Origin of the sequence: Pseudomonas sp. 57B-090624, assembly GCF_003234055.1 — a bacterium.
In the GTDB taxonomy this organism is placed as follows: Bacteria; Pseudomonadota; Gammaproteobacteria; order Pseudomonadales; family Pseudomonadaceae; genus Metapseudomonas; species Metapseudomonas tohonis.
Genome location: NZ_QKRU01000023.1, coordinates 15,349 through 41,751 on the forward strand (window position 1 = coordinate 15,349; position 26,403 = coordinate 41,751).

The following is a 26,403-nucleotide window of genomic DNA, read 5'->3' on the forward strand; positions in this document are numbered from 1 at the left end:
CGGCCTGGAAAGCGTCGGAGGAAGGGCACTGCGCGGAATTTTTCCTGTTCCGTACCGTCTTAACCCCCATTAGACTCATGGCCATTTCACATCCCGAGGAGAACCCCCATGAAAGCCTGGATCAGCCTGCCCTTGATCGTGCTGGTGCTCGCCGGTTGCGCTGGCAAGACGGCCTACCGCGACAGCTGCGGTTCCCAGCTCGACGCTGCCTGGAGAGAGCTCGACCTGGCCAAGGCCGAAGGCTTCGCCGGCACCGTCAGCTACTCCAAGGCGCTGGGCCTGCTCACCGCAGCCAAGACCGAACAGCAGTTCGAGCGCTTCGAGGGCTGCACTGCCAAGGCCGACAAGGCGCGCTTCTACATCCGCGAGTCCCGCGCCGGGCGCTGAGGCGCCGGGGTGGCAAGAGCCGGGGCATGCCCCGGCTTTTTTGTGGGCGCCTGCCGGCCTGAGAACGCGGGGACGCAGTGGAACTTGCCTCGCCTCAGTGCCCGCCGGCATCGCGCATAGCCCTTTCCTATCCTTATTATCAAAGAAATATCTTGTTTAATTAAACGCTCCGCCCCTAATATCCAAGTCATTACTTGTGTAAATGCCTGGAGAGACGCCTGATGGACACCACTGCCTCCCTCGATTCCCAGCCCACCGCCAGTTGGGGCGAACTGCTCAGCGGGCGCAACGGCCTGATGGCGGTGGCGCTCACCGGCGGTGTCGCGCTGCACGCGATCAACGTGCACATCGTCACCACGGTGCTGCCCTCGGTGGTGCGCGAGATCGGCGGGCTGGACTGGTATGCGTGGAATACCACCCTGTTCGTGGTGGCCTCCATCGTCGGTGCCGCGCTGGCATCACGCCTGCTCGCCGTCGGTGGGCCGCGTGGCGCGTGCCTGGCGGCGCTGGTGGTGTTCGCCCTGGGCTCGGTGGGCTGCGCGACGGCGCAGACGATGCCCTGGATGCTCGCTGCGCGGGCGGTGCAGGGGTTGGGCGGTGGCTTGCTGGCGGCCCTGAGCTATGCGCTGATCCGCGTGGTGTTCGCACCGCCGCTGTGGCCGCGCGCGGTGGCGCTGGTGTCCGGCATGTGGGGCGTGGCGACGCTCTGTGGCCCGGCCGTGGGTGGCTTGTTCGCCGAGGCCGGGCACTGGCGCTGGGCCTTCTGGTCGCTGCTGCCGGTGGCCCTGTTCCAGGCCCTGCTGGTAATGGCCCAGTTGCGCCCGCGCGCCGATGACGCCGAGGCGGACGCGCTGCCGGGCATCCCGGTGCTGCAGATCGGCCTGCTGGCCGCCTCGGTCCTGGCGGTGGCGGCGGGCAGCCTGTCGCCGCAGTTGCCCCTGCAAGCCCTCGGCGTGGCCGTGGGGCTGGCCCTCGGGGCGCTGGCGCTGGGCTGGGATCGTCGCGCGACCGTGCGCCTGCTGCCGTCCGGTGGCGCTTCGCTGGGCAGCGCGCTGGGCGCCGTCTATGCCTGCGTGGCCTTGCTGCTGGCGGGCACCACCACCGAGATCTTCGTGCCCTATTTCCTCCAGGTGCTGCACGGCCAGACACCGCTGCTGGCGGGCTACCTGACGGCGGCCATGGCCGGGGGCTGGAGCCTGGGGTCGCTGCTGTCGTCCGGACGCCACGGCGCCGGGGCGGCGCGCCTGCTGCGCGGCGGGCCGCTGCTCTGCGTGGCCGGGCTGCTGGCCCTGGCCTTGCTGATTCCGCTGGCGGGGGAGCTGGCCCATGCGCTGCGTACCCTGCTGGTGGGCGTTGCACTGGCGGCGGTGGGTGCGGGCGTGGGCATCGGCTGGCCGCACCTGCTGACCCGGGTGCTGGAGCTGGCGCCGCGTGGCGAGGAGAGTGCGGCATCCACCGCGATCACCACGGTGCAGCTCTACGGCATGGCCATCGGCGCGGCGCTCGCCGGCCTGGTGGCCAACGCCTCCGGGCTCAGCGTGCCGGGGGGCGTGGCCGGCGCCCAGTCGGCGGCGGTCTGGCTGTTCACAGGCTTCGCCCTGGCACCGTTGCTGGCCGCAGTGCTGGTCCGGCGCGTGGTCGGGCGGGCGCACTAGCAGGCTGCGTCGTCGGCATGCTTCAGCGGCCTGTTAGACGATCGCCGACTTTCCACGCGGGGGAGGGCGCGGGGCATAATCCACCCATCCCCCTCTCGCTTCCCCGGAGCCCCCAATGCAGCTCGACTTCACCACCCTCAGCCCGCTGGACGCCTATCGCTGGCTGGCGTCCACCGTCACTCCGCGCCCCATCGCCTGGGTTTCCAGCCAGGCCGCCGATGGCACCCTGAACCTCGCCCCCTTCAGTTTCTTCCAGGTGATCAGCGACGCGCCGCCGACATTGATGGTGAACGTCAACAACCGCGCCGACGGCAGCCTCAAGGACACCCTGCGCAACGTGCAGGAGACCGGTGAGCTGGTGATCCAGCTGGTGTCCCATGCGCTCGCCGATGCGATGAACGCCAGCTCCGCGCAGTTGCCGAGCGAGGTCAGCGAGTTCGAGGCCTGCGGCATCGCCAGCGAGCCTTCCGTGCGCGTGGCCCCGCCCCGGGTCAAGGGCGCGCCGGTGGCCTTCGAGTGCCGGCTGGTGGACGTGCAGCCCTACCCGCGCGAGAACCCCAACTGCCACCTGATCTTCGCCGAGGTGCTCCTGGCCCATGTCGACGAGTCGGTGCTCAACGAGCAGGGACGTGCCGACCCGCACAAGCTGGACCTGGTGGGCCGTCTGGGCGGCAGCGCCTATGTACGCACCCAGGACACCTTCAACCTGGTGCGTCCGAGCTGAACGGGCACCGTCTTCGGGCGCCGGGGTGATGATTCTGGCGCCGATTCCCTGGCGTTCGCTCTGAAAGCGACCTCGACTTAGCTAAAACCTCCAATCGACCGGCCCCTGGCAGGGTTATGGCTTGTCGCCAGCATGGTCTCGCTCCTAAGTTCACGCTGTTGTCCCGGCAGCCTGTGAGGCGAGGCCGGCCATCCGGCGAGGAGGAGTCTCCATGGCATCGGTTCTGCAACGTGGTATCGCCAGCCTCGGTACGGCGAAGAAGCTGACCCTGGGGTTCGGCGTGGTGCTGCTGCTCACGGCGGTGGTGGCTGCCACGGGCTTCTCCGCGCTGCGCAGCGTGGCCGACGGCGCCGCCCTGCTGGAGCGCACCAACGCACTGGGTGGCGAGGTGCTGCGCATCCGCCTGATCGAGAAGGACTACGCCCTGACCGGCGATGCCAAGCAGGCCGAGGCGCTGCGCCAGGCGACCCAGGCGTTGCAGGAGCACGGCCAGGCCTTGGGGGCTGACCTCGGTGGCGCCAGCCAGCAGACGCTTGGGCAGGTGGAGCAGGCGGTGACCACCTACCGCGCGGCCTTCGACCGCTATGTGGAGCTCACCGACAACATGCGCCTGTCCCTGGAGGCGGCCAACTGGCTGGTGGTCAGTGCCTCCAACAGCCTCGACGTGCTGCAGTCGGGTCTCAACGAGGATGGGGTCGACCTGCTGAAGAGTTCCCAGGGCGCGGAAGGCGCCGAGATGGTCGCCCAGGGCGGCGAGATCAGCCGTGTCTACCAGTCCCTGCTGCTGGCGTTGAACCAGGCCCGCGTGCGCCTGGAGCAGAGCCGCAGCAGCGGCGATATCGACGAGAGCGCCATCCAGGAGGCGCTGGACGCACAGAAGCTCGCAGGCGAGCTGCGCGAGAGCATGAAGGACCCGGGCTACGCCGCGGTGCTCACCGAGGTGATCGGCAATATCGATTCGTTCAACGACCGACTCAAGGAATACACCGGCCACCTGCGCCAGCAGAAGGTGGAGTACCAGGCCCTGGTCGGCGCCGCAGAGCTGATAGTCGGCGCCGTCGACCAGGCCTATGGGCAGCAGAAGGAGGCGATGCTCGCCCAGCAGCGCGCGAGTTCCCTGCTGATCCTCTCGGCTAGCGCCCTGGCCCTGCTCATCGGCCTGGCGGCCACGGTGCTGATCGCGCTGCTGATCGTGCGGCCGTTGCAGCGGGTGATCGCGGTGGCGCGGCAGATTTCCGCCGGCGATCTGAGCGTCGAGATCGAGGTCGATCGCAGCGACGAGGTGGGCCAGTTGCTGGAGGCCATGCGCGGCATGTCGGCCAATCTGCGCGACATGGTCGGGCGCTTGCAGGGCGGGGTGGCGCAGATTTCCTCCTCGGCCCAGGCATTGTCCTCGGTCACCGAGCAGACCCGCGTCGGCGTCAACGGCCAGAAGCTGGAGACCGACCAGGTGGCCACCGCCATGAGCCAGATGACCGCCACGGTGCATGAGGTGGCGCGCAATGCCGAAGCGGCCGCCGCCTCGACGCAGAGCGCGGACAGCAAGGTCAGCAGCGGCAGCGAGGTGGTGCGCCAGACCCTGGGGCGGATCAACCAGCTGGCGGCGGCCATGCAGGCGGCGACCCAGAGCATCGAGCACCTGAGCCATGAAACCCAGAGCATCGGTTCGGTGCTGGACGTGATCAAGAGCGTGGCCGAGCAGACCAACCTGCTGGCCCTCAACGCCGCCATCGAGGCGGCACGTGCCGGCGAGCAGGGGCGCGGCTTCGCCGTGGTGGCCGACGAGGTGCGCGCGCTGGCCAAGCGCACCCAGCAGTCCACTGCCGAGATCGAGCGCCTGGTCGTCACCCTGCGCGATGGCGTGCGGCGCTCGGTCGAGCGCATGCAGGAAAGCGGGACGCTGGTGGAGATGACGGTGCAGGACGCCAACCACACCGAACTGGCCTTGAGCGGCATCGCCGAGGCGGTGTCGGTGATCCACCAGATGAACCAGCAGATCGCCGCCGCCGCCGAGCAGCAGAGCGCCGTGGCCGAAGAGATCAACCGCAGTGTCACCAGCATCCGTGACATCGCCGACCAGTCCGCGCTGGCCATGGAGGAAACCGCCAATTCCAGCACCCAGCTCGCCTCCCTGGGTCGGGACCTGCAGGCGATGGCGGGGCACTTCCGCCTCTGATACCCGGGCTGAAGCCCGGGCTACGGGCTGCCTGGTGGGAGCGGTTTCAACCGCGAATGGCAGGGTGGCTGGACCCTCGCGAATGCATTCGCGCTCTCTGCGTCAGCTGTTGTGGCTGTGAAGAAAGCGCTCAAGCGCGGTGTTTTCCGGGCATCCAGGAGTCTCAGCCACCTCTACCGCCCGGGTTTGCTTCGCTCTACACCACCCCAAGGAAGCCGCCAGCCTCGGCGCACGCAAGCGGTGATGCGCATATCAACGCAAAGCATGAGCATCCGTGACGGACCTGGCGCACGGTTTCGTCAGCAAAAATTGCAGGGCGCTTTGCCATCCCCGTGCCCACCGGTAGCATCGGCCCATTGTTTCGGGAGCCTGCGATGCGAACCAGACTGGATGCCTGCCTCAACGCCGTGAACCAGGTCGTGCTGGGCAAGGAGCCCCAGGTACGCCTGGCGCTGACCTGCCTGCTGGCCCGCGGTCACCTGTTGATCGAAGACCTGCCCGGCATGGGCAAGACCACCCTCAGCCATGCCTTGGCACGGGTGCTGGGGCTGAGCTTCCAGCGTATCCAGTTCACCTCGGACCTCTTGCCCGGCGACATCCTCGGTACTTCGGTGTTCGACAAGGACACCGGCCAGTTCGTCTTCCACCCCGGCCCGGTGTTCGCCGAGCTGGTGCTGGCCGACGAGATCAACCGCGCCACCCCCAAGAGCCAGAGTGCGCTGCTCGAAGCCATGGAGGAGGGCCAGGTGACCATCGAGGGGGCGACCCGGCCGCTGCCCGAGCCCTTCTTCGTCATCGCCACGCAGAACCCGGTGAGCCAGGGCGGCACCTTCGCCCTGCCGGAGTCGCAGCTGGACCGTTTCCTCATGCGCCTGTCGCTGGGCTACCCGGCCCGCGCGGCGGAAAAGGCGTTGCTGCTGGGCGAGGCGCGCCGCGAGATCCTGCCACGCCTGGACCCGGTGCTGGATCACGCCGAGCTGGCGCTCCTCCAGGCCGAGGTGCCGAAGATCCGCGTCAGCGACGCCCTGGTGGACTATGTGCTGCGCCTGGTGGAGGCGACCCGTTCCCACACCCGGTTCGCCTGGGGCCTGTCGCCACGGGCCAGCCTCGCACTGCTGGCCGCTGCCCGGGCCTGGGCGCTGCTGGCGGGGCGCGACTACGTGATCCCGGAGGACGTGCAGGCCGTGCTGCCCTCGGTGGTCGGCCACCGCCTGCGTGAACAGGCCGACCCGGCCGGCCACGGCGGCGGCGCCCTGGTGCAGTGGCTTCTGCGCGAAGTCCCGGCGCTCTGATGCTCAAGCAGCGCGTGCGGCCGCGCTGGAACCGCTGGCTGGCGAAGCGGATCCCGCCTGCGGCCGAGGTGCGCCTCAACCAGCGGCGCATCTTCATCATCCCCACGCGCACCGGGCTGGCCTTCGGCATCGCCCTGGTGCTGATGCTGCTGGCGGCGATCAACTACCAGAACAGCCTGGCCTACGGCCTGACCTTCCTGCTGCTGTCGGTGTTCATCCTGACCATCCTCCACACCTTCCGTAACCTCGCCGGCATGACCCTGCGCGCGGCAGGAGCCCCGGCGGTGTTCGTGGGCGAGCGTGCGCGCTTCCAGGTGCGCCTGGAGAGCGAGCGCCAGCCGCACCAGGCGATCGCCCTGGGCTGGCCCCCGGCCGAGCTGCAGGCGCAGGATGTGCCCGCCGCCGGTTCCTGCGACTGCGAGGTCGACCTGCCGGCCGAGCGCCGTGGCTGGCTGCGGCCCGGGCGCCTGCGAGTGGAAAGCCGTTTCCCCCTCGGCCTGCTGGTGGCCTGGAGCTGGGTGGACCTCGACCAGGCGGCGCTGGTCTATCCGCGCCCGTTGCCCGGCGACCTGCCCATGGGCACCGGTGGCCGCCGGGATGACGAAGAGGACGGCGTGCGGGTGCTCGGTCGCGGCGCAGACGACTACCAGGGGCTCAAGCCCTATCAGCCCGGCGACTCGCGGCGGCGCCTGCACTGGAAGGCCTATTCCCGGGGCCAGGGCCTGTTCATCAAGGATTTCGCCGTCCTCGCCGGGGCCGATCTGTGGCTCGACCTGGACGGCCTGGAGGGCGAGCTGGAAAGCCGCCTCTCGCTGCTCTGCCACTGGGTGCTGACCTTCACCGAACGCGGCCAGCCCTTCGGCCTGCGCCTCGGCGGCGAGGAGTTGCGCCCGGCCACCGGCGAGCCGCACCGCGATGCCTGCCTGCGCGCGCTGGCGCTCTACGGGGTGGCGCGATGAGCACGGTGCAGCCGATCCCGCGCATCGCCCTGACCTGGTTGCTGGTGGCCCAGGTGCTGGTGATCCTGCCGCACCTGTTCCACCTGCCGTTGTGGATCATCGGGCTTTGGCTGGTCTGCGCCGGCTGGCGGATACAGGTGTTCCGCATGCGCGCGCGCTACCCCAGCGGCCTGGCCAAGGTGCTGATGATGCTCGGTGCCGGCGCGGGGGTGCTGCTGTCCCGGGGCAGCCTGATCGGCCTCGATGCCGGCGTGGTGCTGCTGGTGGCGGCCTTCATTCTCAAGCTGGTGGAGATGCGTACGCGGCGCGATGCGCTGGTGTTGATCTTCCTCGGCTTCTTCACCGTGGTGACGGCCTACCTCTTCGACGACGGCATGCTCGCCGCCCTCTACAGCCTGCTGCCGGTGATTGCGTTGCTGGCCGCGTTGATCGGCCTGCAGCAGAGCGCCTTCGCCGCCCGCCCGCTGGCCACCCTGCGCCTGGCGGCGACGCTGCTGGCCCAGGCACTGCCGCTGATGCTGCTCTTGTTCCTGTTCTTCCCGCGCATGGGGCCGCTGTGGTCCCTGCCGCTGCCCAGCGACAAGGGCGTCACCGGGCTGTCCGACAGCATGGCGCCGGCCGATATCGCCGAGCTCAGCCAGTCCGCCGAGCTGGCTTTCCGCGCCAGCTTCGAGGGCGCGCCGCCGCCGCGCCGCGAGCTGTACTGGCGTGCGCTGACCCTGGAGCGTTTCGACGGCCGTCGCTGGTCGCAGTCCGAAGCCAGCCAGTTCAACTCCCCCGCGCAGTGGGTAAAACGCGGCGAGCCGCTGGACTACAGCGTGGTGATGCAGCCCAGCGCACGGCCCTGGTTGTTCACCCTGGACGTGGGCGAGACCCGCCTCGAAGACACCCGCCAGATGATCGACTACCACCTGCAACGGCGGCTCCCGGTGGACCGCTCGCTGTTGTACCGGGTGACCTCCTGGCCCGAGGCGGTGCGTGACCCGGAGCTCGACGAGCGCGTGCGCCGGCGCACCCTGCAGTTGCCGGAACAGGGGGACCCGCGCAGCCGCGCCTGGGCCGCCGAGCTCAAGGCCCGGCACCCGGCGACGGAGGACCTGGTGCAGGCGCTGCTGCAGCATTTCAATCGCGAGCCCTTCGTCTACACGCTGAAGCCACCGCCGGGCGGGGCGAACAGCGTGGACGAATTCCTCTTCGACAGCCGCCGCGGCTTCTGCGCCCACTACGCCGGCGCGATGACCTTCGTGCTGCGTTCCGCCGGTGTGCCCGCGCGGATCGTGGCCGGCTACCAGGGCGGCGAGATCAACCCGACGGGCAACTATGTGGCGGTGCGCCAGTTCGATGCCCACGCCTGGGTCGAGTACTGGACCCCGGAGAAGGGCTGGAGCAGCGTCGACCCGACCTTCCAGGTGGCGCCCAACCGCATCGAGCAGGGGCTGGAGGAGGCGGTGGCCGGGGAGCAGAGCTTCCTCGAGAACTCGCCCTTCTCGCCGCTGCGCTATCGCCAGGTGAGCTGGGTGAACCAGCTGCGCCTGACCTGGGACCAGCTCAACTACGGTTGGCAGCGCTGGGTCCTGGGCTACCAGGGCGAGGTGCAGATGCAGGTGCTGCAGCGCTGGTTCGGTGCCCTCGACGGCCGCACCTTCGCGCTCTTGCTGGTGGGCGGTGGAGGCGTGCTGGTGGGCCTGGTGGCGCTGTTCATGTTCAAGCCCTGGCGCCGCGAGCGCGACCCGCAGCTGCGCCTGTTCCAGGGATTCGAGCGTGCGCTTGGCCGCCAGGGGGTGCGTCGGGGCAAGGGCGAGGGCCCGCGTGACTACGCCGCACGTGCGGCGCGGGCGCTGCCGGCACAGGCCGGGCTGATCGAGGAATTCGCGCGCCGCTACGAGGCTCTGCGCTATGCTGGCGAGCCATTGCCACCGGCAGAGCTCGCGCAGGCGCTGAAGGCCTTGCGCAGGGCGCTGCCCTGGCGCCTTACCCGCGTGGAGCGCTGATCGGAAGCGCGCCCGCCTGCCCGGATGACCCTTCCATGCCTGCCATGCTCGACGACCTGATCGCCCAGGTGCTGACCCTCGAAATCAAGCTGCTGTCGTGCCGTGCGCGCCTCGAAGCCGGCACCGATGGCGAGGCCCTGCACGACCTGCGCATCAACACCCGGCGCCTGCGCAGCCTGCTGCGCCCCCTGCGGGACCTGCCCGCTGCCCAGGTGCTGAACGAGGCGGCCCGCGAGGTCGGGGCACTGAGCACGCCGCTGCGTGACCTGGAAGTGCTGATCGTCGAACTGGAAAGCCAGGGGCTCGCCGCTCTGGCCGAGCCGCGCCGCCAGCGGTTGCGCGAAGGCCATGCCGTGCTGCTGGCGAGCCCGGCCCTGGTGCAGTTGTTCCGCGTGCTGGATGCCTGGCCGCAACTGCTGCGCATCTCCCATCGCGAAGGGTTGCTGGTGAAGCCGCGCAAGACCGTGCGCAAGCACCTGGCCCGGGACTGGAAGCGCCTGGAGCGGGCGCTGGCCGACCCGGCCCACGACCGCCATCGCCTGCGCCTGCTGATCAAGCGCGTGCGCTACGGTGGCGATGCCTACCCGCAGTGGGTGGAGGCTTCCGCCAAGGCCCAGCGCCTGCTCAAGGGCGCGCAGGCCGCTCTCGGCAAATGGCATGACCGCCTGCAATGGCTGCTCATCGCCGAGCAGGAGCCTGACCTCGCCCCGCGGGTGAAGGCCTGGCGCGTCGCCATGCACGCCGCCGAGGTGCGTTCGGACCGGGTGCTGGACAAGCTGCAGGCGAGCCTGGGCTGATCCCTTCCTCGCCGTTGATTCCTTTGTAGGTCGGGTGCAACCCGACTGCTCCCTGCAGGGTTGCTTCGTGGGTTCACCCGCCCGGCGGTGGGTGTTCCGGGAGGCCCCGCATCGATGGGATTCGCTTCGCTCTTCCCATCCTGCGTCGCGGGTGCGATCCCGAAGGCGCCATCAGCGCGCCTGATGCCCTGGCATTTTTCCCCTCCCCGTTGTCGCTACCCGCTTGAAGGTCGGCTTTCTAGCGCCTGGGCAATCCCCTAACATCCCTCCACTTTCGAATTCAGCGGGTGAGTGGACCATGAAGTTTTCCCAGTTGATCCAGGCCGTTCGCAACAATCCTGGCGAGGTCCTGGTGCCCAGCGCCTGGGCTCAGGGCCGTGCCAGTTTCGGTGGCCTAGTGGCCGCGCTGGCCTATGAGGCGATGAGCGCCAAGGTGGGTGAAGGACGCCCGGTGCGGTCGCTGGCGATCACCTTCGTCGGCCCGCTGGAAGCCGAGGTGCCGGCGAGCTTCGAGGCCGAGGTGCTGCGCGAGGGGCGGGCGGTGAGCCAGATGTTCTGCCGCGCGGTGCAGAACGGCCAGACGGTGGTGGTGGTGCAGGGCAGTTTTGGCGCCTCGCGTGAGTCGGCCATCGATGTACAGGCCGACCCGGCACCGGTGATCAAGCCGGCGGAGGAGTGCCAGGAGCTGCCCTTCCTGCGTGGCGTGACCCCCGATTTCACCCGTTTCCTGGCCATGCGCTGGGGCATCGGCAGCATGCCGTTCACCAACAATCCGGCTCGCGAGATGGGCGGCTGGGTGCGCTTCCGGGGCGAGCTCGAGGATGAGCCGGCCGGAATCGCCCACCTGCTGGCGCTGGTGGACGCCTGGCCGCCGGCGGTACTGCCGCACCTGCGCAGCCCGGCACCGGGCAGTTCGCTGACCTGGACCATCGAGTTCGTGCAGCCGTTGCCGACGGTGGGCACCCTGGACTGGTGCCTGTACCGCGCCGAGATCGACCACGCCCGTGACGGCTATGGCCATGTCTCGGCGCGCCTCTGGTCGCCTTCCGGCGAGCTGGTGGCGCTGAGCCGGCAGACGGTCACCGTCTTCGGTTGAGGCGTCAGAGGGACGCCACCTCCACCCGGTTGCGTCCGGCCTGCTTGGCGGCATAGAGCGCCGCATCGGCGCGGCCGAGCAGGGATTCCAGGGTTTCTCCGGGGCGCTTCCCGGCGATCCCCAGGCTGAGCGTCAGGCGCAGGACATCACCCCCGGCGAGGTCCACGCGCAGGGCCTCGACTCCGGCGCGAAGGCGCTCGGCCACCAGCGCGGCCTTGCCGTCCCCGGTCTCCGGCAGGATGGCCGCGAACTCCTCGCCACCCAGGCGCCCGAGGACATCGACGCCGCGCAGGCATTCACGCATCACCCGTGCGACGGCGCGCAGGGCTTCGTCGCCGATGGCGTGGCCATGGCCGTCGTTGACCGACTTGAAGTGGTCGATGTCCATCATCAGCACCGAGCACGGATGGCCGAAGCGTTCGGCCTGGCGCAGCATGTCTTCGGCGCGCTGCATGAAGGCGCGGCGGTTGTCGAGGCCGGTGAGGCCGTCGGTGGTGGCCAGGGTCAGCAGCTCGTGCTCCATGCGCTTGCGCAGGCTGATGTCGTAGCTCCAGACCAGGTGCGCAGGCTCGCCCTCGAGCTCGACGATACGGCCGAACACCACGCCCCAGTAAGGGGCGGTCTTGCCCAGCAGCGCCTCCCAGTCATCGATCTGGCGACGTGCCTCCAGGGCGGCGCGGAAGCGATGGGCTTCGGATTCGGCGGCGAACAGCCGGTCCAGGGAGAACTGCGAGCCACGCTGCAGGCCCTGGCGGACGATCAGGCGCTGGTTGACGAAATGCACCCGGCCGGATTCCGCGCCGATCAGGGCGACGTCGCTGGGGCTGGCCTCGAGGATGTGCTTGAGCAGTTCGCGGCCTTCGCTGAGGGCGAGGGTGCGCGCCTCGACGCGGCTTTCCAGGGTGTGTGCGAGTTCGCCAAGGCTCTCGCTCAGGCGCCGGGCCTCGCGGAAGCTGTAGATCAGGTGGGTGACCAGCAGGGCGCCGCCCACCAGCAGGCCGAGCAAGGCCCAGGCGAGCTTGCTGAAGTAGCCGTAGAGACGCTGGCGTTCTTCGTCCAGTTCGTTGGCCAGGGAGATGTTGGCGGCCACCATGACCTCGTGCATGGCGCGTTGCAGCGGCGGCAGCTCGCTGAGGATTTCGGCGCTGGTGGCGCGGGCCGAGGCCTGGTCGTTCCAGTCGACGCGCTTCAGCCAGCGCTGGCTGAGTTCGGAGACGCGTTGCAGGGTGCGGGTTGTTTCCGGGCGCGCCGTGGGCAGGAAGTCGAACAGGTGATGGCCTTCGACGGGGCGCGACAGGCTGCGCAGCACACCGAGGCGGACCACCAGTTGCGTGGCGCCGCTGTGGCCCTGTTCGATGTGCTGCGCTTCCTCCAGCAGGCGGTCCATGCCGTTGCGGATCTGGTAGACCTGCCACAGCTCGCCATGGGAGCCGGGGCGGCCGAGCTGCCGTGCCTCGTTCACCACCAGCCACAGCGAGCCCCCGGCGGTGATCGCCATGACCAGCATGAGAACCAGGAGGACCGCCATCACCAGCCGCTTGCGCGGCAGGGAAATACTGTCGGCAAAACTGTCGGGCATGGTCGCTACTCGATGTAGATATCGCTCAGTTGCCAGATGGCACGGTTGTAGTACTTCTGCACGCGCAGTTCGGCGTGGGTATCGAAGGGGTACATGAGGAAGAGCGGCCCATAGGCTTCCACCGCCATGGGTCGGCCATCGCGGGAGTAGGCGATCACCGGCTGGTAGCGCTCGATGTCGCTGGCGGGGATCACCACCGAATAGTCGTTGAGGGCCCGCAGGTGCAGTTCGGCGGTGTGCCGCGCACCCGGCAGCCGCTCGAGGAGTTGGCCCAGGGGCACGCCGTGCCAGTCAGACACCCGGTCATCACTGGGGCCGCGGGCGCGCAGGGTGACGCTGGGCATGGCCTGGAGATCGCGCAGGGTGAACACCTGGGGAGCGGTGCCGGGCAGGTGAAGACGCAGGGCGGGTATATCCAGGGGGTAGGCGGACTGCTCCCCCCGGGCGAGGGCGCTCAGGGTGACTGCCAGGAAAATGGTGCCAAATATCTGTCGCTTTGACGGCATGCGACGACCCTCATACAGCGTGGTGCCAGCATATCGTCATTCCTTTGGCGAGCTTGAATATTTTCCGACGAAAGTAATGGCTCTTTGCTGGCAGGTGGAGGTCAGTGGCGGTTCCGCCAGTTGCGCCACCAGGCGCCGCTGAGGAAAAAGCGTGGGAAGGTGACGAACTGTTCGGTGAGCAGGCGGCCCACGGCGTCCTTGCGATCGGCGAACGGCTCCGGTGCCTCGGCTTCGAGTCGGTGCCCGTGGGATTGCAGGCCGAGGGAGGCGGCCAGGCCGATGACGCCGAGGGCGATGTTCAGGACGCTCAGGGTGAACAGGCCGTCGAGCAAGACCAGGGTGGCGACGATGAACAGCGGCACGGCCAGCAGGTGCAGCACCAGGTTGGTGGGGTGGCGGTGGTTCCTGGCGTAGGTCTTCCACTGCCAGGCGCGGAGGTTGGGATGACGTTTGCCCATGGTGCGGATTCCTCTGAGGATTGCGGGCAAGTCTAGGCCGGCCCTGGAGGGGCCGGCGAATGGGTTGTGTCTATGGGCGGGATAGCCAGCTCAGAGCTTGAGCTGGCGAATGGCGCGGGAGAGTTCGCTGGCGAGGCTGGCCAGTTCGGCGCTGGTGGAGGCGGAGCCGAGGGTCTGGCTGACGGTGAGTTCGGTGACGTCGCGGATGCCGACCACGGCGCGGGTCATCTCCTCGGCGACCTGGCTCTGCTGTTCCGCTGCCACGGCGATCTGCGTGTTGCTCTGGCGCATCTGCGCCACGGCGCCGGTGATGGCGGCCAGTGCTTCGCCGGCTTCGTGGGCCTGTTGCACGCAGCTGTCGGCCTTGAACGAGCTTTCCTGCATGAACTCCACGGCGTCGCGGGTGCCGGACTGCAGGGCGAGGATCATGCTGGTGATCTCGTCGGTGGAATCCTGGACGCGCTTGGCCAGGTTGCGCACCTCGTCGGCCACCACGGCGAAGCCACGGCCCATCTCGCCGGCGCGGGCGGCCTCGATGGCGGCATTGAGGGCGAGGAGGTTGGTCTGCTCGGCGATGCCATGGATGACGCTGACCACGCTGCTGATCTTCTGGCTGTCCTCGGCGAGCTTCTCGATCATCTCGGCGGTCTGCTGCACGCCGCTGGAGAGCCCGGCGATGGACTCGCCCACGCGGCTGACCACGCTCTGGCCGGCTCCGGCGAGCTGGTCGGCGGTCTGCGACTGGTCGCGGGTGTCGGCGGCGTGCTGGGCGATGTGATGCACGGTGGCGGACATCTCGTTGATGGCGGTGGCGGCCTGGTCGGTCTCGCTCTGCTGGCCGAGCATGCCCTGGCGCACCTCGCCCATGCTCGAGGCCAGTCGCGCGGCGCCTTCGTCGAGGCGCTCGGTGACCTGGGCGACGGTGCCCACCACGCGCTGGAAGCCCGCCTGCATGGCGTTGAATGCGCTCGCCATCTGGCCCACCTCGTCGCGGCTGTCCAGCGGCACGCGGGCAGACAGGTCGCCGCTCTTCTCCACGTGCAGCATCACGTCCTTGAGGGTGTTGAGGTGGCTGAGGAGGAAGCGGATCAACAACTGCGAGGACGCCAGCAGCGCCATCATCAGCAGGAAAACGGTGACCGCGTAGTTGAGCATGCGCGAGGTGAACACCTCGGTGAAGCTCGGCGCATGGGCGAGTACGGCGATGCGCTGGCCGTCGGCGGTGTCCTGCACCTGGGCACCCACCACCGGATCGCTGCCGAACAGGGCGTCGTGGTCCAGGTCGACCCAGCCGGTGGCGCGGCTCAGCGCGCTGGTGTCGATCCCCTGCAGCTGCGGGGCGCTGCCGGCCGCGAAGCGCACGATCTCCTTGCTGGCAGGCAGCGCCTGCCCGGCGGGCCAGGCACGCAGCAATGCGGCCTGCGCCACGGCCGCATCGCGGGCCGCCTCGACGCGGGCATCGCGCTCGAGGCTGATGGCGTGCAGCACCAGCAGCAGCGTGGTGACGAAGGCGACGGCGTTGACCGCCCAGAACTTGTACTTCAGGGAAAGATCGCGCATCCAGTTACCCATGTTCTGTTCTTTTTTCTCTGAGGCTTGGCAAGGTGCCAGCATTGTTTCGCAGCACTGTGACCGGATCGTTGATCCGTATCAATCAGCCTCTTTACTGGAACAGGTTAGGCGATGTTCGGCAGCCCGAAAAACGCGCGTGCGCAGGCGGTGGTGTGCTGGGCCAGGTGCTCGGGTGTTTCGCCCCGGTGGCGAGCGACTTCATGGAGCACCTCGGGCAGGAAGGCCGGCTCGTTGCGACCGCTCTTGGGCTTCGGTCGCAGGCTGCGGGGCAGCAGGTAGGGGGCGTCGCTTTCCAGCATCAGCCGGCCCGCCGGGATTTCACGCACCAGCGGGTGCAGGTGGGTGCCCCTGCGTTCGTCGCAGATCCAGCCGGTGATGCCGATGTGCAGGTCCAGATCGAGGTAGGCGAAGAGGGCGCGCTTCTCGCCGGTGAAGCAGTGCACCACGGCGGCCGGCAGGCGATCGCGGAATGGCCGCAGGATGGCCAGCAGGCGCTCGTCGGCGTCGCGTTCGTGGAGGAACACCGGCAGGCCCAGCTCGACGGCCAGGGCCAGTTGTTCCTCCAGGGCCTTCTCCTGCTGCGGGCGCGGGGAGAAGTCGCGATTGAAGTCCAGGCCGCATTCGCCCACGGCGCGTACCTCCGGCTCGGCCAGCTGTGCCTGCAGGTGGCGGGCGCTGTCGGCATTCCACTGGCTGGCTTCGTGGGGGTGCAGGCCGGCCGTGCTGAACAGGCGGCCGCCTTCGGGGTCGAGCTGGCGGACCAGGGCCAGTGCTTCTTCGGCATCGGCGATGCTGGTGCCGGTGAGTACCAGTTGCGCCACGCCTGCGGCGAAGGCGCGTTCGAGCAGTGCTTCACGCTCTGCCGCAAAGCTTGAATGGGTCAGATTGACGCCAATGTCGATGAGTTGCATGGTGCTACCTCGGACGCGAGCGGAGCAGCATAGCAAAGCTCGATTCATTAAAGAAAACTCAATAAATACAGTTAGTTATGGTTGTTTGTTGAAGTTGTTACAGCGTTTTGGCTGGTGTCGACGGCCGAGCTGTGACACTCTCCGCGCCCCTCGCACCGCCCGGAACTCCGTCCGGGGGCTGCGTTCTCAGACGGTCGGCTCGCTTCCTGCGGCCTGATCCCGGAGATTCGATGACCCGAACGCTGCTGCTTCTGTTGTGCCTGCTCGCCCTGTCGCCGTTCCCGGCTGCAGCGCGCCTGGCCGGCCCGCCGGAAGCCTGGCAGCAGCCGAGCGAGGCGCGTGACCTGGCGCAGATCCGCCGCAGTGGCGTGCTGCGGGTGCTGGTCAACCAGAGCCGCAACAGCTCCGGCGAGGTCAAGGGCGAGGCCATCGGCATCGAATACCACCGCATCCGCGCCTTCGAGCAGTACCTCAACCGCAACGCCCGCGACGGCCGCGAGCTGGACGTGAAGATCATCCCCAGGGCCAAGGACCAGTTGCTCGCCGCCCTGCAGCGCGGCGAGGGCGACCTGGTGGCCCCCGGCGAGCTGGTGGACCCGCGCAGCGGCGGTGAGGTCAGCGCCAGCGCCCCCATTCGCCGTCATGTGCCGCTGCTGCTGGTCAGCCGCAGTGGCGATCGCCGCTACCAGCGCCTGGAGCAGCTCGCCGGGCGCAGCATCGCGTTGCCGGCCGGCAGCGCGGCGGCCGAGGCGCTGCGCCGGGTCAACCAGCAGTTGGCGCAACGCAAGCTGGCGCCGATCGTCATCGAGTGGGTCGACCCGACCCTGGCGGTGGAGGATGTGCTGGAGATGGTCCAGGCCGGCATCTTCCCGCTGACCGCTGTCGAGCAGCCCATCGCCGAGCGTTGGGCCAAGGTCATGCCCAAGCTGCGTATCGAGAAGCACCTGGTGCTGGACAACCAGCGCGACATGACCTGGTTCGTCCGCCGCGACGCGCCGATGCTGCGCGCCAGCATCGACCGCTTCCTGGCCGGCTACAACGCGCCTTCCGACCAGGACGCCACCTTCCAGCGCGTGTACCGCCGCCTGTACAAGGTGCACAGCCCCCTGGCCCGGGCCGATCGGCAGCGCCTGGAGAAGGTGCGCCCGGTGCTGCAGCGCTTCGCCGACCAGCATGCCTTCGACTGGCTGAACCTGGCCGCCGTGGCCTTCAAGGAATCCAGCCTCAACCCGGCCGCCCGCGGCGCCAGCGGTGCCACCGGGCTGATGCAGATCACCCCCGGCGCGGCGCGTACCGTCGGGGTCGGCAACATCCATGCGCTGGAGAACAACGTGCAGGCCTCGGCCAAGTACCTGGCCATGCTGCGCAAGGGCTTCTTCAACAGTTCGCAGCTCAATGAGCGCGAGCGCATGGCCTTCACCCTGGCCGCCTACAACGTGGGGCCGCAGCGGGTGCAAAGCCTGCGGGCGGAGGCGCGGCGCCGCGGGCTCAATCCCAACCAGTGGTTCTTCCAGGTCGAGCGTATCGCCGCCGAGCAACTGGGCATGGGTGTGGTCAGCTATGTCAGCGCAGTGAACAAGTACTACCTGGCCTATGACCGGGAGCGTTATCTGCTGGAACCGCAGAGAAAAGTCGCAAGCAGGGGTAAATAATCGATTTTATCGATTTCAATTCTGCATTTTTTGCGGTTTTCATATCGAAAAAATCAACTAAGATTGCTCCCGTCTGAACCAACACCTCCTCACTCGAAAGGAAACGCGACATGAGCAACCCGATCAAACGCCTTCTCTCCACCAACGCCGGCATCGGCATCACCCTGCTGCGCGTGGTGACCGGCCTGACCTTCGCCGCCCACGGCTCGCAGAAGCTCTTCGGTCTCTTCGGCGGCTATGGCCTGGAAGGCACCGGCCAGTGGATGGAAAGCATCGGCCTGGCGCCCGGCTACCTGCTGGCCCTGATGGCGGGCAGCGCCGAGTTCTTCGGTGGCCTGGCCCTGGTGATCGGCCTGCTGGTACGTCCCGCCGCCGCGTCGCTGATCGTCGCCATGGTGGTCGCCATCTTCAGCGTGCACTGGGCCAGCGGGTTCTTCATCACCAACGGTGGCTACGAGTACGCGCTGATCCTCGCCCTGATCTCCGGCACCTTGCTGATCGAGGGCGCGGGCCGCTTCTCCCTGGACCGCTCTTTTAGCCAGTAACCACTGCGAACCCGAAGAAGGCCCGCCATGAGCGGGCCTTCTGCGTTTCAGGGCTGCTGCGCGCGCGCTGCGGCCAGTTCCAGGGCGGCGTCCAGGCGTTGGCGCTCGTGCTCGTCGAACTTCTCCTCGGCCAGGCGCTGGATCGCGGCACGGCGATCGCCATCGCTGAGCCCGGGGTTGGACTCGATGCGCGCCTTCTCCGCCTGGAAGGCGCCGATCCGCTGCTTCCAGCCCTGGCGACGCTGGTCCAGGGCCTCCAGGCGTTCGGTGGCTTGTGCACCTACCAACTGCTGGCGCAGGCGGCGGATCTCGGCGGGCGTGGCGCCCTGTGCCTGCAATTGAGCGGTCTGGGTGCGGAGTTCGGCCTGCAGCTGCGGCAGCACGCTGTCCTGCAGGGCCTCGGGCAGGCCCTGGCGCAGGCGGTCGACGGCGGCAGCCTTGGCGGCATCGTCGAGGGAGGCGTCGTGGGCGATGGCCAGGCGCTCCAGGGTGAAGCGGTTGTAGGTTTCCTCGCCAGCGAAGAACACCTGGTGCACCTCGGCGCTGAACAGGCGCGCGCGCAGGGCGCTCACCGCGGCTTCGCGCTGGCGCATGGCGTCCAGGTCGGCCATCTGTGGCAGGTCCTTCTCTAGCTGCACCAGCTGTCGCTTGTAGTCCAGGTACTGTTCCAGCAGCGCCAGGGCCTGGCCTTCGGCCGGCTCCTGCAGCTGGGCGGTGATGTAGCCGCGCAGGCGCTGGATGGAGATGCCGATGGGCTCCTCGCCGATGGCGCTGAGGAAGTAGTCGAAGATGCGGCGGATGTCCTCGGTGATCAGCAGGTTGCCCGCTGCGTCCAGCTGGAAGCGGCCGTCGACCTGGGTGCCGGCGAAGGAGGCGGGCAGGGCAGGCAGTTGCGCCGGCAGGGCGGGTGCGACGCCGGGGCCTTGTATCGGGTCGTCGGCAGCGGCGGCATCGGGGAGCGGCTGTCGGGGGCTGTCGGGAGCCTGCGGCGCCGGGCTGTCGGTGGCGGATTGCAGGTAGAGGATCGCGGCCAGGCAGCCGGCGAACACCAGGGGCAGGGACAGCAGGAATTTCTTCACGGTGGCCTCTCGTCAGGGGGCGGGGCCCGCAGGCCCCGCCGGGGCGGCTTACAGGCCGTCGTTCTTCAGGCGGTTGGCGTGCTGGCGGTAGACGGTCACCGGGTCGGTCTCGAACAGGCTGGTGAGGCCGAAGGTCTGGTTGACCTCGTCGAGGTGGTTCATCCGGTAGTTGTCACGCACCACCTTGCCCAGGTGGGAGCTGCAGCGGCCGACCAGGCCGTCGGTTGCTTCGCCCTTGAAGGTGAGGGAGGTGGCGCCGAGCAGTGCATCGCTGACGTCGAGCACATTGGTCAGCGGGCTGGTGCCGCTCCAGGAGTAGTAGCGCACGCCATTGACCTGGTAGGCGCCCTCGCCGCAGGCGCTGGTGGGGATGCCCTGGGGGAACTTGGCGTTGAACCGGGCCGCGCCCTGGCTGTTGAGCGATTCCAGCGAGCCGAGGCCGTTCTGCGGCAGGGTGCTCCTGCTGCCGGAGAGGAAGTTGATCAGCGAGCCGAGGCCGTTGACGATGCCGGCGACGATCGTCTCGCCTGCCGAGCCGGGCGGGATCTGCCGCAGGAAGTCGGCGGTGGCCGAACCCTTGTGCGGGCCGCCGACGCTGGTGGCGGAGGCGACCAGGTCCGGACGCACGCCGGCGACGTAGCGGATGGTCGGGCCGCCGTGGCTGTGGCCGATCAGGTTGACCTTGGGTTTGCCGCTGATGGCGACGATTTCCTCGACCTGCTCCAGCAGCTCTTCGCCGCGGGCTTCGGAGGTATTCAACTGGCTCACCTCGGTGACGTAGACCGAGGCGCCGTCGCGGCGCAGGGCCGAGGGGATGCCGTACCAGTAGTCGATGCCGAGGATGCTGTCGAAGCCGAGCATGCCGTGGGCGAGGACCACGGGGTACTTGGTCTGGGTGTAGCCGGTGGCGGCGAGGGCTTCGCCGGAGGCGGCGAGGCCGACTCCAAGGGCGAGGGCGAGCAGGATCTTGTTGTTGTTCATTGGTTGCTCTCGGTGATGGTGGAACAGGCAGTGGGTGCCTCCCTGCGAAGCCGCCGCGCCCATCCTGGGCGCGTACATCAGCGGATGGGCAGGGGCAGGAACCATGCCAGCGTCGCGATTGGCACGAAATGGCGTCTGCGCCGCAGGTTTCACCGTTGTTTACAGCCGTTCACCGAATGTTCGCGGGCGTTTCCCTGTTACTGAGTGAAACGCTCGTTTGAGGCCCGAGGCAGCAGTGGCCAGTGCGCGAGGGCGCGGTAGTGCGCGCCGGACGCGGTATTTTCCGAGGCGAAGAGGGTGAACTGGTTCACAGGCCAATCGAAGGTTGGGGCGGCTGCGGCCGGCAGGTGGGCGCAGTGGCGCGCGAGCGTCAGGTGTGGGTGGAAGGGCCTTCGCTCCAGCGCGAAGCCTGCGCCCCGCAATCTGTCCTGGAGGCTGGCGGCGAGGCTCATCAGGGCCAGCGGTGGATGGGCGGGGGCGAGGTGCAACAGGCCGTTCTGCCAGCAACGGAGGTGGTCGAGGCGCAGTTCGAAGGCTTCGCCGACGAGGCTCGCGGCCAGGTTTTCGAGTTCGCCGACGCAGCCCCGAGGCTGTTCGCCGAGGAAGGCGAGGGTCAGGTGCAGGTTGCGCCTCGCCACGGCTTTGCCACCGCAGGAGGCGGCTTCGCGCCACAGGGCTATGCTCGTTGCCAGCGGCTCGCTGCAAGGCAGGGCGAAGAACAGGCGCAAGGGAGGTGTGGACATGGTCGCGGAGGCTCCAGGACGACGTCTTGGTCGTATTGACAGTATTGCGGGCGCTTCTCTAGGATGCCGCCCCATGCGCCGATTTAAGACAGCTACTTGCGGGGCGCGGAGATGGAGTCCATCTCGAAATACCGCTAAAGCGCTGGTTCGGTGTCGCCTCTCACCGCTGCCCAGCGGGATCAACGAGGCGGAGACATGACACCATGACCTGTCCCCAACCGCTCATTCGCCTGGCGCCCATCACTTCGGGCCCGGTATTGCGCAACCCCAGGGTTCTTCTCAGCGGCCCCCACCAGCCGACCATGCTGCGTTATCTCGACGGCTGGCCGAAGCGCTGGGCCGGCCCGCGCAACCTGCTCATCCAGTTCGCCGTCGATGCCGGGTCCTTGCAGCGCTATGCCGCCGACAGCTTCGACATGGCCGTGGTGCAGGCGCCCGCCCGGGAGGACGTTGCGCTGATGGTGCGCGAGCTGGTGCGCGTTTCGCGCCAGGGCCTGATCACCCTGCGCTGAGGCGCATCAGGGGTATTCGATCTCCACCACGTACCAGCTCTTCTCGCCGGTCGGCGTGTGCACCAGCACCTCGGCGTCCAGCGCCTTGCCCACCAGGGCACGGGCCAGCGGCGAGTCGATGCTGATGTGGTTCTGCTTCAGGTCGAGCTCGTCCGGGCCGACGATGCGGTAGCGCGATTGCTCCCCGTCGTCGTCCTCGAGGGTCACCCAGGCGCCGAAGTAGACCTTGTTCGGGTCGGACGGGCGTTCGCTGACCACCTTGAGGCTTTCCAGGCGCTTGGTGAGGAAGCGCACGCGGCTGTCGATCTCCCGCAGCATCTTCTTGCCGTAGGTGTATTCGGCGTTCTCGGAACGATCGCCCTGGGCGGCGGCCTCGCTCACCGACTGGGTGACCTTGGGCCGCTTCACGTGCCATAGCTCGTGCAGTTCGGCGCGCAGGCGGGCTTCGCCTTCGGGGGTGATCAGTGGGGTGCCGGCGGTACGTGGGGGGCGATAGCGACTCATGTTCGGGGCAGCGGCTCTGTGCGCGACGGGAGGGGCCGGAGTCTAGCAAGAGGCCGGCCCGCCTTGTACAGGCGGGCCGGGCGATCAGGCTTCGCGCAGTACCTGCAGCGGGCTGGCGTTGAGCGCGCGGCGGGTGCCGATCACACCGGCGCCACCCACCAGCAGCGCGCCCAGGGGCGGCAACAGCAGCAACCAGGGATGAGGGTGCCATTGCAGGTCGAAGGCCAGGGTGTAGAGCAGGGCGCTGACCAGCTCGCAGCCCAGGGCGGCGAGCAGGCCGGCAGCGGCGCCGAGCAGGGCGAACTCGGCGCGGCGAGCCCGCTGCAGCAGGCTGCGTTCGGCGCCCAGGGCCCGTAGCAGCGCGCCCTGGCGGATGCGCTCGTCGAGGGTCGATTGCAGGCCGGCGAAGAGCACGGCGAGGCCGGCGGCGAGCACGAACAGCAGGACGAACTCCACCGCCACCGTGACCTGGGCGAGGATGCTGCGCAGCTGCGCGAGGATGGCTTCCACCTCCAGCAATGTCACTGCCGGGAAGGCGCGGGCCAGTTCCACCAGCTCGCGGTCGTGCTGCGGTGGCAGGTAGAAGCTGGTGAGGTAGGTGGCGGGCAGGTCGGCGAGGGAGCCGGGGGCGAAGATCATGAAGAAGTTCGGCTGGAAGTTGTCCCAGTCGACTTCGCGCAGGCTGGTGATGCGCACGTCACGGCTGATGCCGCCGACGCTGAAGCTCAGACGGTCGCCCAGTTGCAGGCCGAGGTTGCCGGCGAGCTTGGCCTCCACCGAGACGCCGGGCAGGTCGCTGGCCGGGGCCTGGTCCCACCATTGCCCGGCCACCAGGCGGTTGCCATTGGGCAGGTCGGCAGCCCAGGTGAGGCTGAGGTCACGCTGCAGCGCGCGTTCGCCCTGGGACTCCTTGCTCGCATGTTCCTTCGCCGGTTCGCCATTGATGGCGGTGAGGCGGCCGGGCACCACGGGGAACAGCGGTGCCGGGTGGGGCGAGAGCTGGGCGAGGCGTTCGGCGAAGGCGTCCTTCTCGCCGGGCAGGACGTTGAGCACGAAGTAGTTCGGTGCGTCGGCGGGCAGCTGGTCCTGCCAGGTGTCGAGCAGTTCGCCACGTAGCAGGGCGATCAGCGCCATCGCCAGGAGGATCAGACCGAAGGCCAGGGATTGCCCGGCGGCGGCCAGGGGGTGGCGCAGCAACTGCCCGAGGCCGAGACGCCAGGGCAGGGCGGCACGGGCCAGCAGGCGACGCAGGGCATTGAGGCCCAGGAGCATCAGGCCGCCAAGGATCAGGGTGGCGAGCAGGCCGCCGCCGAGCAGGGCGAGGGTGAGCTTCAGGTCCAGGCTCAGGCGCCACATGATCAGCCCGAGGGCGAGCAGGGCTGCGCCGTACACCAGCCAGGAGCTGGGCGGTACGGGCAGCAGGTCGCGCCGCAGCACGCGCAGCGGCGGTACGCGGCCGAGGGCGGCCAGCGGCGGCAGGGCGAAGCCGGCGAGGGCCACCAGGCCGGTGGCGATGCCGGCGAGTGCGGGCAGTACGCCGCCGGACGGCACTTCCGCCGGCAACAGTTCGCGCAGCAGGTGGAACAGGCCGAGCTGGGCGAGCCAGCCGATCAGCGCGCCGAGGAAGGCGGCGGCGATGCCGAGCAGGCCCAATTGCAGGGTATAGAGGAGCAGCGCTTCGCGACGCGACAGGCCCAGGCAGCGCAGCAGGGCGCTGGCGTCGAAGCGGCGTGCGGCGAAGCGGGCCGCCGACAGGGCCACGGCGACCCCGGCCAGGAGTACGGCGGCGAGGCTGGCGAGGTTGAGGTAGCGCTCGGCGCGGCTGAGGGCGCCGCCGACCTGGCGGTTGCCGTCGCGGGCGTCCTCGATGCGCTGGTTGGCAGCCAGGGTGGGCTCCAGGGTTTCGCGGTAGCTCTTCAACGCTTCAGCCGGGCCGCTCCACAGCTCCCGGTAGCGCACCCGGCTGCCGGGCTGTACCACGCCGGTGGCGTCGAGGTCGGCGAGGTTCATCAGGAGGCGCGGGGTGAGGCTGTAGAAGTCCCCGGCGCGATCGGGCTCGTAGGTGAGCACGCGGGTCAGGCGCAGGGTCTTCTGGCCGACGTCGACCGTGTCACCGGGCTTGAGGTCCAGTGCGGTGAACAGGCGCGCCTCGGCCCAGGCTTCGCCGGGGGCTGGGCCGGCGCCTGGTTCTTCGGGCGCATAGGGTGCGGGTGCGCTCTTCAATTCGCCGCGCAGCGGGTAGGGCTCGTCTACCGCCTTGACGCTGGCGAGCTGGATGCCGGCGTCACCGGCGATGACGCTGGAGAATTCGACGGCACGGGCATGACGCAGGCCGAGCTGTTCGCCCGCCGTGATCTGCTCAGGGGTCGCGGGGGAGGAGCCGCCGAGCAGCAGGTCGGCGCCGAGGAATTCGGTGGCCCGCAGGAGCATGGCGCCGTTCAGCCGGGCACCGAAGTAGCCGATGGCGCTGCTGGCGGCCACGGCGACCACCAGGGCGAAGAACAGCACGCGCAGCTCACCCGCGCGGGCATCGCGGAGCAGTTGCCGGGCCGCCATGCCCAGCAGGCGCGTGAGCGGCAGGCGCATCAGGGTTCCACCTGGTCGACCAGGCGCCCGGACTCGAGGCGGATCAGTCGGCGGCAGCGATGGGCGAGGCGCTCGTCGTGGGTGACCAGCACCAGGGTGGTGCCGCGTTCCTGGTTGAGCTGGAACAGCAGGTCGCTGATGCGCTCGCCGGTGTGGCTGTCGAGGTTGCCGGTGGGCTCGTCGGCGAACAGCACGTCGGGTTCGGCGGCGAAGGCGCGGGCGATGGCGACGCGCTGCTGCTCGCCACCGGAGAGCTGGCGCGGGTAGTGCCCCAGGCGCTGGCCGAGGCCGACGCGATCGAGCAGGTGGCGGGCGCGTTCGCGGGCGTCCGCGCGGCCTTCGAGCTCCAGCGGCAGCATGACGTTCTCCAGGGCATTGAGGCTGTCGAGCAACTGGAACGACTGGAAGACGAAGCCGACGTGCTCGGCGCGCACGCGGGCACGCTGGTCCTCGTCGAGGTGGGCGAGGGCGTGGCCGGCCAGGCTGATGTCGCCGGAACTGGGCAAATCGAGCCCGGCGAGCAGGCCGAGGAGGGTGGATTTGCCGGAGCCGGAACTGCCGACGATGGCCAGGCTGTCGCCCTGGGCCAGGTCCAGATCCAGGTCGTGGAGGATGGTCAACTCGCCTTCCGCGCTGGGAACCACTTTGCTAAGGTTCCGCGCATTGAGAATGCTTGCGCTCATGGAGAATCCGATGCGTGCTTGGTTGTTGGGCAGCTGCCTGGCGTTGATGGTGATGGCTCAGGAGGCGGCGGCGGGGACCGTGCTGGTCGTCGGGGATAGTATCAGCGCCGCTTTGGGGCTGGAAACCGGCCAGGGCTGGGTCTCCCTGCTGCAGAAACGCCTTGATGACGAGGGGTTCGAGCACCGTGTGGTGAACGCGTCCATCAGTGGCGACACCAGTGCCGGCGGTGCTTCCCGGCTGCCTGCGCTGCTTGGCGAACACAAGCCTGCGCTGGTGATAATCGAGCTCGGTGGCAACGATGGCCTGCGTGGCCAACCCCCCGCACAATTGCAACAGAATCTTGCCGGTATGGTGGAGCGGTCGCAGCAGGCAGGGGCCAAGGTGCTGCTGCTGGGCATGCGCCTGCCGCCCAATTACGGCAAGCGCTATACCGACGCCTTCGCCCGGGTCTACCAGGATCTGGCGGCCTCCCGGCAGGTGCCGCTGGTGCCGTTCTTCCTCGAAGGCGTGGGGGGCGTCGAGGGGATGATGCAGGCCGATGGCATCCATCCGGCGGCGGGTGCCCAGGGCAAGTTGCTGGATAACGTCTGGCCGAGCCTGAAGCCGCTGCTCTGAGCCCTGTCGGAAGGCTTTTCCAGGCCTGGCCTTTCGGCTAATGTTGCGCACCCGTCCTGGAGTCCTTCATGCCGCGCCCCGCCTGGTCCCTGCATGCCTACAAGCTGATCGAGCCCGATGAGCAGCTCGACCTGTTCGCCTGTCGCGAGGTGCGCCTGCACCTGGTCGCGCGCCAGCTCGAACTGGGTGGTCATGCGGACAGGACCCTGTGCGGCGGCCTTCTGCCGGCCCAGCCGCGCTGGTGCGAACTGGAAAGGCCGCAACTGCAGGATCGGAGGTTGTGCCCTGCCTGCCGGGCCGAGTTGAACGCCCAGCGCGACGGCCAGCGGCCCGAATGGTCCGACGGCTGAGCCCTCCCGGCGCGTTGTGTGCCGGTGTACAATCCCGAGTCTTTTAATC

Annotated in this window: 24 protein-coding genes and 2 pseudogenes; 15 read left to right on the forward strand and 11 right to left on the reverse strand. The window is 68.8% G+C overall.

The window, feature by feature from the left end:
- Positions 1-108: 108 nt before the first annotated feature.
- The 10 genes and pseudogenes from DMX10_RS12705 (at position 109) to DMX10_RS12745 (ending at position 11,077) form a co-directional block, all read left to right on the forward strand.
- Positions 109-387, forward strand: coding sequence for a hypothetical protein (locus DMX10_RS12705; RefSeq protein ID WP_111261393.1), 279 nt, complete (start codon positions 109-111; stop codon positions 385-387).
- Positions 388-608: 221 nt separating this feature from the next.
- Positions 609-2,042 (forward strand): MFS transporter, encoded by a 1,434-nt coding sequence (locus DMX10_RS12710; RefSeq protein WP_111261394.1) that lies wholly within the window; start codon positions 609-611, stop codon positions 2,040-2,042.
- 115 nt (positions 2,043-2,157) lie between these two features.
- Entirely contained in the window at positions 2,158-2,766 is a 609-nt protein-coding gene (locus DMX10_RS12715; protein WP_111261395.1) for a flavin reductase family protein, read from the forward strand.
- 1,090 nt (positions 2,767-3,856) lie between these two features.
- A pseudogene (locus tag DMX10_RS33605) lies at positions 3,857-4,087 on the forward strand (HAMP domain-containing protein); the annotation flags it as partial.
- A 339-nt stretch (positions 4,088-4,426) separates the two neighbouring features.
- A pseudogene (locus DMX10_RS33610) lies at positions 4,427-4,942 on the forward strand (methyl-accepting chemotaxis protein); the annotation flags it as partial.
- A 374-nt stretch (positions 4,943-5,316) separates the two neighbouring features.
- On the forward strand, positions 5,317-6,234 hold the full coding sequence (locus DMX10_RS12725; protein ID WP_111261397.1) for a MoxR family ATPase: 918 nt from the start codon (positions 5,317-5,319) through the stop codon (positions 6,232-6,234).
- On the forward strand, positions 6,204-7,193 hold the full coding sequence (locus tag DMX10_RS12730; RefSeq protein WP_178082947.1) for a DUF58 domain-containing protein: 990 nt from the start codon (positions 6,204-6,206) through the stop codon (positions 7,191-7,193). Before DMX10_RS12725 ends, DMX10_RS12730 begins: the two co-directional genes overlap by 31 nt.
- The gene (locus DMX10_RS12735) at positions 7,190-9,184 is read left to right on the forward strand and encodes a DUF3488 and DUF4129 domain-containing transglutaminase family protein (protein WP_111261399.1); all 1,995 of its coding nucleotides are present in this window, start codon (positions 7,190-7,192) and stop codon (positions 9,182-9,184) included. Before DMX10_RS12730 ends, DMX10_RS12735 begins: the two co-directional genes overlap by 4 nt.
- A 35-nt stretch (positions 9,185-9,219) precedes the next feature.
- Entirely contained in the window at positions 9,220-9,981 is a 762-nt protein-coding gene (locus tag DMX10_RS12740) for a CHAD domain-containing protein (RefSeq protein WP_111261400.1), read from the forward strand.
- Between the two features lie 298 nt (positions 9,982-10,279).
- Positions 10,280-11,077, forward strand: a complete 798-nt coding sequence (locus DMX10_RS12745; RefSeq protein WP_111261401.1) for an acyl-CoA thioesterase II — start codon at positions 10,280-10,282, stop codon at positions 11,075-11,077.
- Positions 11,078-11,081: 4 nt separating this feature from the next.
- Here DMX10_RS12745 and DMX10_RS12750 read toward each other — a convergent pair whose 3' ends face one another.
- The 5 genes from DMX10_RS12750 to DMX10_RS12770 all read right to left on the reverse strand — a co-directional run bounded on the left by DMX10_RS12750 (position 11,082) and on the right by DMX10_RS12770 (position 16,103).
- Positions 11,082-12,656 carry a GGDEF domain-containing protein gene (locus tag DMX10_RS12750; protein WP_111261402.1) on the reverse strand — a complete coding sequence of 525 codons (1,575 nt, stop codon included), beginning with the start codon at positions 12,654-12,656 and terminating at the stop codon, positions 11,082-11,084.
- Positions 12,657-12,661: 5 nt separating this feature from the next.
- A complete protein-coding gene (locus DMX10_RS12755) occupies positions 12,662-13,162 on the reverse strand; it encodes an oxidoreductase (protein ID WP_111261403.1) in 501 nt (166 codons plus the stop codon).
- 101 nt (positions 13,163-13,263) lie between these two features.
- Entirely contained in the window at positions 13,264-13,620 is a 357-nt protein-coding gene (locus DMX10_RS12760) for an Mpo1-like protein (protein WP_111261404.1), read from the reverse strand.
- Between the two features lie 90 nt (positions 13,621-13,710).
- A complete protein-coding gene (locus tag DMX10_RS12765) occupies positions 13,711-15,192 on the reverse strand; it encodes a methyl-accepting chemotaxis protein (protein ID WP_111261405.1) in 1,482 nt (493 codons plus the stop codon).
- A 104-nt stretch (positions 15,193-15,296) separates the two neighbouring features.
- On the reverse strand, positions 15,297-16,103 hold the full coding sequence (locus DMX10_RS12770; protein ID WP_111261406.1) for a TatD family hydrolase: 807 nt from the start codon (positions 16,101-16,103) through the stop codon (positions 15,297-15,299).
- A gap of 230 nt (positions 16,104-16,333) precedes the next feature.
- On the opposite strand from DMX10_RS12770, the gene DMX10_RS12775 reads away from it, so the two are divergent.
- Positions 16,334-17,755: a transglycosylase SLT domain-containing protein gene (locus tag DMX10_RS12775; RefSeq protein ID WP_111261407.1), complete on the forward strand. Its 1,422-nt coding sequence runs from the start codon at positions 16,334-16,336 to the stop codon at positions 17,753-17,755.
- A gap of 110 nt (positions 17,756-17,865) precedes the next feature.
- Complete coding sequence (locus DMX10_RS12780) at positions 17,866-18,300, forward strand: DoxX family protein (protein WP_111261408.1); 435 nt, start codon at positions 17,866-17,868, stop codon at positions 18,298-18,300.
- Positions 18,301-18,347: 47 nt separating this feature from the next.
- On the opposite strand, the gene DMX10_RS12785 is transcribed toward DMX10_RS12780, so the two are convergent.
- The 3 genes from DMX10_RS12785 to thpR form a co-directional block, all read right to left on the reverse strand.
- Positions 18,348-19,379: a lipase secretion chaperone gene (locus DMX10_RS12785; RefSeq protein WP_111261409.1), complete on the reverse strand. Its 1,032-nt coding sequence runs from the start codon at positions 19,377-19,379 to the stop codon at positions 18,348-18,350.
- 48 nt (positions 19,380-19,427) lie between these two features.
- On the reverse strand, positions 19,428-20,360 hold the full coding sequence (locus DMX10_RS12790; RefSeq protein WP_111261410.1) for a triacylglycerol lipase: 933 nt from the start codon (positions 20,358-20,360) through the stop codon (positions 19,428-19,430).
- A 197-nt stretch (positions 20,361-20,557) separates the two neighbouring features.
- Complete coding sequence (gene thpR, locus DMX10_RS12795) at positions 20,558-21,103, reverse strand: RNA 2',3'-cyclic phosphodiesterase (protein ID WP_111261411.1); 546 nt, start codon at positions 21,101-21,103, stop codon at positions 20,558-20,560.
- A gap of 203 nt (positions 21,104-21,306) precedes the next feature.
- Between thpR and DMX10_RS12800 the strand changes: the two genes are divergently transcribed.
- Entirely contained in the window at positions 21,307-21,615 is a 309-nt protein-coding gene (locus DMX10_RS12800) for a class I SAM-dependent methyltransferase (protein WP_111261412.1), read from the forward strand.
- 6 nt (positions 21,616-21,621) lie between these two features.
- Here the strand turns inward: DMX10_RS12800 and greB are convergent, their stop codons facing one another.
- The 3 genes from greB to DMX10_RS12815 all read right to left on the reverse strand — a co-directional run bounded on the left by greB (position 21,622) and on the right by DMX10_RS12815 (position 25,388).
- The gene (greB, locus tag DMX10_RS12805; RefSeq protein WP_111261413.1) at positions 21,622-22,119 is read right to left on the reverse strand and encodes a transcription elongation factor GreB; all 498 of its coding nucleotides are present in this window, start codon (positions 22,117-22,119) and stop codon (positions 21,622-21,624) included.
- An 84-nt stretch (positions 22,120-22,203) separates the two neighbouring features.
- The gene (locus DMX10_RS12810; protein ID WP_111261414.1) at positions 22,204-24,708 is read right to left on the reverse strand and encodes an ABC transporter permease; all 2,505 of its coding nucleotides are present in this window, start codon (positions 24,706-24,708) and stop codon (positions 22,204-22,206) included.
- On the reverse strand, positions 24,705-25,388 hold the full coding sequence (locus tag DMX10_RS12815; protein WP_111261415.1) for an ABC transporter ATP-binding protein: 684 nt from the start codon (positions 25,386-25,388) through the stop codon (positions 24,705-24,707). Before DMX10_RS12815 ends, DMX10_RS12810 begins: the two co-directional genes overlap by 4 nt.
- 10 nt (positions 25,389-25,398) lie before the next feature.
- Between DMX10_RS12815 and DMX10_RS12820 the strand changes: the two genes are divergently transcribed.
- Together DMX10_RS12820 and DMX10_RS12825 are read left to right on the forward strand one after the other, a co-directional pair.
- The gene (locus tag DMX10_RS12820) at positions 25,399-26,004 is read left to right on the forward strand and encodes an arylesterase (RefSeq protein ID WP_111261416.1); all 606 of its coding nucleotides are present in this window, start codon (positions 25,399-25,401) and stop codon (positions 26,002-26,004) included.
- 68 nt (positions 26,005-26,072) lie between these two features.
- Positions 26,073-26,354, forward strand: coding sequence for a hypothetical protein (locus tag DMX10_RS12825; RefSeq protein ID WP_111261417.1), 282 nt, complete (start codon positions 26,073-26,075; stop codon positions 26,352-26,354).
- Positions 26,355-26,403 lie beyond the last annotated feature (49 nt).